We start from the raw sequence: 6,000 nt of genomic DNA on the forward strand, positions 1-6,000 counted from the left end.
CAACGCCGCGCTTTAGCTTATTTGGGTTATTTGTCTCGCTTAAAAATTCAATTACAAGAGAAAGAAAAGCGCCTTAAAAGTGATTTGGGTGAGATTAAAAAATTAGAGCAAAAGGTCAAAAAGAATAACGAGAATATCGCCAGTAACCAAGAGTGGTTGGAGAGGCATAGAGAATGGCGTGATGAATCGCAATCTAATAACCCAAAGAATGCTGTTAAAATGCAAGAGTGGATGGATGAAAGACAAGAAGAAATTGACAGGGCTTGGCACTTTATCAATAAGACTCAAAACTGGATAAAGAAAAAAGAATGCACCATAGATGAAATTTTAAAGCATATCCAAACTATGGAGCCAAACTATCTCTTGCCTCAAGGCTTTCTTTATGTTGGAAAACTTGCTTGTGTCAATAAAAGTGAAATCTATGCGCATGATAAAGATGAAAAAAGCAATATTTATGGACAATGCCTAAGTTTGGAATCTGGAGAACATGAAAAAAAGTTATGGGATTCTTATAACTCTCAAGAGGAATTTTATATTTTAATCACACGGCAAAACAAAGGAGACAACAGATTTTTTAAAGCTAGCTTGTATAAAGGTTTGCTCTATAAACACATTTTAGAAGAGAGCGTTTTTGAAGTGTCGCCTAATACAATTGATTGGAAAATGACCAAGTGTTTGTTTCATGGGATACAACTTTCACTACCCATTGAATACAAGGAATTTAAACATAAAAAGTACACACCAAGGGATACTCTCAAGGTGTGGGTAACAAATTATGACAGCTTGCTAAAAAGTGTATTCATTGCTGAAAAAGAGCCAGAACCCAAACACATGGATATGATTATGCTCTTTAATGACCGACTGGGATCTCAAATTTTAAAATATGCTTATATTTTTAATGACTTCAATTTTAATTATTCCGTGTTAGATTATCAAAAGAATGGAGCAATCAAAAATACCTCGCAATTTTACGATCCTAAGAATATTATCCGTTGGATTAATGTTGAAAGAGAGCATCAACTAGAAAAAACAAGTAGCTATAACAAAGATCAAGTTCAAAAAATCATAGAGCTTTTAGAGCAAATCAATCGCGCTCTTAACCAAAGAAAAATCAGAAAAACCATAGGAATTATCACACCTTATAATGCCCAAAAAAGACGCTTGCGATCAGAAGTGGAAAAATGCGGCTTCAAGAATTTTGATGAGCTCAAAATAGACACTGTGGATGCCTTTCAAGGCGAGGAGGCAGATATTATTATTTATTCCACCGTGAAAACTTGTGGTAATCTTTCTTGCTAGATTCTAAACGCTTGAATGTAGCTATTTCTAGGGCAAAAGAAAATCTCATTTTTGTGGGTAAAAAGTCTTTCTTTGAGAATTTGCGAAGCGATGAGAAGAATATCTTTAGCGCTATTTTGCAAGTCTGTAGATAGGTAATCTTTTCCAAAGATAATCATCAGACATTCTTCGCTTCAAAACTCTCCTAAATTGCAAACTTATTTTTTTGAATGCTTTACTTTATGGTGAGCCATAACTTTATAATCTACCAATCCATCGCATGACTTTTAAAATACTCAAAGATCCTAGATGAGAGCTTGAGTTGGATTGACTTTAGTTTATTTTAATTTTTCTTTATTTTGAAATATCTTGAAACGCTTGGCTCAACCAACATGAGCCAAAAGAGCCAAAATATTTTTTAAGAAGAAACCCTAAAACCCAATATCAGTTTGATTGCTAAAATAAGGGCTACCAAAGTCTTTGGGCGTGTAGCGTGCTTCTTTCTCTATAAAAACATCTTTAATGCAAGCGACACGCAAAGCATCAAAGCGAGTCTCAACGCTCGCACAACCCGCCGAGTAAAGACGCTCCAATGAACACGCTATTTCTAATGGTTTTCATTTTATGTCCTTTTGTTTTAAAATTTTTTTAAATACTTTAATTGTACATTTATGTTAATTGTACATTTATGATAGTTAAGATTTATTATTAAACAAAAAATAAATGAAACTCAAAACAACTAAAATAACGCCTTAAATTTAAAATTAAAACGCTACCCTTTGTAATCCTTGATAATTTTTGCTATAATAAAGCCCTAACTAAAATTTCTCCTTTTATTTTAGTTAGACTTCTTGAATTAAAATTATAGTAGACTTGTTATACCTTGTTCTAAATATTATGGTATAATGATAACGTTCAAAGACATGAATTGATTACTCAAAGTGTGTAGCGATTTTTAGCAGTCTTTGATACCAATAAGATACCGATAGGTATGAAACTAGGTATAGTAAGGAGAAACAATGACTAACGAAACCATTAACCAACAACCACAAACCGAAGCGGCTTTTAACCCGCAGCAATTTATTAATAATCTTCAAGTAGCTTTTCTTAAGCTTGATAACGCTGTCGCTTCATTTGATCCTGATCAAAAACCAATTGTTGATAAGAACGATAGGGATAACAGGCAAGCTTTTGATGGAATCTCGCAATTAAGGGAAGAATACTCCAATAAAGCGATCAAAAATCCTACCAAAAAGAATCAGTATTTTTCAGACTTTATCAATAAGAGCAACGATCTAATCAACAAAGACAATCTCATTGATGTAGAATCTTCCACAAAGAGCTTTCAGAAATTTGGGGATCAGCGTTACCGAATTTTCACAAGTTGGGTGTCCCATCAAAACGATCCGTCTAAAATCAACACCCGATCGATCCGAAATTTTATGGAAAATATCATACAACCCCCTATCTCTGATGATAAAGAAAAAGCAGAGTTTTTAAAATCTGCCAAACAATCTTTTGCAGGAATCATTATAGGGAATCAAATCCGAACGGATCAAAAGTTCATGGGCGTGTTTGATGAATCCTTGAAAGAAAGGCAAGAAGCAGAAAAAAATGGAGAGCCTACTGGTGGGGATTGGTTGGATATTTTTTTATCATTTATATTTGACAAAAAACAATCTTCTGATGTCAAAGAAGCAATCAATCAAGAACCAGTTCCCCATGTCCAACCAGATATAGCCACTACCACCACCCCCATACAAGGTTTACCGCCTGAATCTAGGGATTTGCTTGATGAAAGGGGTAATTTTTCTAAATTCACTCTTGGCGATATGGAAATGTTAGATGTTGAGGGAGTCGCTGACATTGATCCCAATTACAAGTTCAATCAATTATTGATTCACAATAACGCTCTGTCTTCTGTGTTAATGGGGAGTCATAATGGCATAGAACCTGAAAAAGTTTCATTATTGTATGCGGGCAATGGTGGTTTTGGAGCCAAGCACGATTGGAACGCCACCGTTGGTTATAAAGACCAACAAGGTAACAATGTGGCTACAATAATTAATGTGCATATGAAAAACGGCAGTGGCTTAGTCATAGCAGGTGGTGAGAAAGGGATTAACAACCCTAGTTTTTATCTCTACAAAGAAGACCAACTCACAGGCTCACAACGAGCATTGAGTCAAGAAGAGATCCGAAACAAAATAGATTTCATGGAATTTCTTGCACAAAACAATGCTAAATTAGACAACTTGAGCGAGAAAGAGAAAGAAAAATTCCGAAATGAGATTAAGGATTTTCAAAAAGACTCTAAGACTTATTTAGACGCCCTAGGGAATGATCGTATTGCTTTTGTTTCTAAAAAAGACACAAAACATTCAGCTTTACTTACTGAGTTTGGTAAGGGGGATTTGAGCTACACTCTCAAAGATTATGGGAAAAAAGCAGATAAAGCTTTAGATAGGGAGAAAAATGTTACTCTTCAAGGTAACCTAAAACATGATGGCGTGATGTTTGTTGATTATTCTAATTTCAAATACACCAACGCCTCCAAGAATCCCAATAAGGGTGTGGGTGCTACGAATGGCGTTTCCCATTTAGACGCAGGCTTTAACAAGGTAGCTGTCTTTAATTTGCCTGATTTAAATAATCTCGCTATCACTAGTTTCGTAAGGCGGAATTTAGAGGATAAACTAACCGCTAAAGGATTGTCCCTACAAGAAACTAGTAAGCTTATCAAAGATTTTTTGAGCAGCAACAAAGAATTGGTTGGAAAGGTTTTAAACTTCAATAAAGCTGTAGCTGAAGCTAAAAGCACAGGCAACTATGATGAAGTGAAAAAAGCTCAGAAAGATCTTGAAAAATCTCTAAGGAAACGAGAGCATTTGGAGAAAGAAGTAGAGAAAAAATTGGAGAGCAAAAGCGGCAACAAAAATAAAATGGAAGCGAAATCTCAAGCTAACAGCAAAAAAGATGAGATTTTTGCGTTGATCAATAAAGAGGCTAATAGGGATGCAAGAGCAACCGCTTACAGTCAAAATCTTAAAGGCATCAAAAGGGAATTGTCTGATAAAATTGAAAATATCAACAAGAATTTGAAAGACTTTAGTAAATCTTTTGATGAATTCAAAAATGGCAAAAATAAGGATTTCAGCAAGGCAGAAGAAACACTAAAAGCCCTTAAAGGCTCGGTGAAAGATTTAGGTATCAATCCGGAATGGATTTCAAAAGTTGAAAACCTTAATGCAGCTTTGAATGACTTCAAAAATGGCAAAAATAAGGATTTCAGCAAGGTAACGCAAGCAAAAAGCGACCTTGAAAATTCCGTTAAAGATGTGATCATCAATCAAAAGATAACGGATAAAGTTGATGATCTCAATCAAGCGGTATCAGTGGCTAAAGCAACGGGTGATTTCAGTAGGGTAGAGCAAGCGTTAGCCGATCTCAAAAACTTCTCAAAGGAGCAATTGGCTCAACAAGCTCAAAAAAATGAAAGTTTCAATGTTGGAAAAAAATCTGAAATATATCAATCCGTTAAGAATGGTGTAAACGGAACCCTAGTCGGTAATGGGTTATCTAAAGCAGAAGCCACAACTCTTTCTAAAAACTTTTCGGACATCAAGAAAGAGTTGAATGCAAAACTTGGAAATTTCAATAACAATAACAATAATGGACTCAAAAACAGCACAGAACCCATTTATGCTAAAGTTAATAAAAAGAAAACAGGACAAGTAGCTAGCCCTGAAGAACCCATTTATACTCAAGTTGCTAAAAAGGTAAATGCAAAAATTGACCGACTCAATCAAATAGCAAGTGGTTTGGGTGGTGTAGGGCAAGCAGCGGGCTTCCCTTTGAAAAAGCATGGTAAAGTTGATGATCTCAGTAAGGTAGGGCTTTCAAGGGGGCAAAAATTGACTCAGAAAATTGACAATCTCAATCAAGCGGTATCAGAAGCTAAAGCAGGTTATTTTGGTAATCTAGAACAAACGATAGACAATCTCAAAGATTCTACAAAAAACAATCTTATGAATCTATGGGCTGAAAGTGCAAAAAAAGTGCCTGCTAGTTTGTCAGCGAAACTAGACAATTACGCTACTAACAGCCACACACGCATTAATAGCAATATCCAAAATGGAGCGATCAATGAAAAAGCGACCGGTATGCTAACGCAAAAAAACCCTGAGTGGCTCAAACTCGTGAATGATAAGATCGTTGCACATAATGTGGGAAGCGTTCCTTTGTCAGAGTATGATAAAATTGGCTTCAACCAGAAGAATATGAAAGATTATTCTGATTCGTTCAAGTTTTCCACCAAGTTGAACAATGCTGTAAAAGACGTTAAATCTGGCTTTACGCAATTTTTAGCCAATGCATTTTCTACAGGATATTACTGCTTGGCGGGAGAAAATGCGGAGCATGGAATCAAAAATGTTAATACAAAAGGTGGTTTCCAAAAATCTTAAAGGATTAAGGAACACCAAAAACGCAAAAACCACCCCTTGCTAAAAGCAAGGGGTTTTTTAACTTAAAATATCCCAACAGACACTAACGAAAGGTTTTGTTCTTTAAAGTCTGCATGGATATTTCCTACCCCAAAAAGACTTAACCCTTTGATAAAGAAACTTAATTAAGGGTTATAAAGAGAGCATCAACTAGAAAAAACAAGTAGCTATAACAAAGATCAAGTTCAAAAAATCATAGAGCTTTTAGAGCAAAATC

At 35.4% G+C, this 6,000-nt stretch carries 1 protein-coding gene and 2 pseudogenes; 2 read left to right on the plus strand and 1 reads right to left on the minus strand.

The window, feature by feature from the left end; all coding sequences use genetic code 11:
* Positions 1–843 precede the first annotated feature (843 nt).
* Positions 844–1,433, plus strand: a pseudogene (locus tag EXS92_RS07980) (C-terminal helicase domain-containing protein).
* A 276-nt stretch (positions 1,434–1,709) separates the two neighbouring features.
* Here the strand turns inward: EXS92_RS07980 and EXS92_RS03275 are convergent.
* A pseudogene (locus tag EXS92_RS03275) lies at positions 1,710–1,899 on the minus strand (urease-enhancing factor).
* Between the two features lie 398 nt (positions 1,900–2,297).
* On the opposite strand from EXS92_RS03275, the gene cagA reads away from it, so the two are divergent.
* The gene (gene cagA / locus EXS92_RS03280) at positions 2,298–5,744 is read left to right on the plus strand and encodes a type IV secretion system oncogenic effector CagA (protein ID WP_165515557.1); all 3,447 of its coding nucleotides are present in this window, start codon (positions 2,298–2,300) and stop codon (positions 5,742–5,744) included.
* Positions 5,745–6,000: the final 256 nt, after the last annotated feature.

Source organism: Helicobacter pylori (assembly GCF_011175115.1).
GTDB classification, from domain to species: Bacteria; Campylobacterota; Campylobacteria; order Campylobacterales; family Helicobacteraceae; genus Helicobacter; species Helicobacter pylori_DF.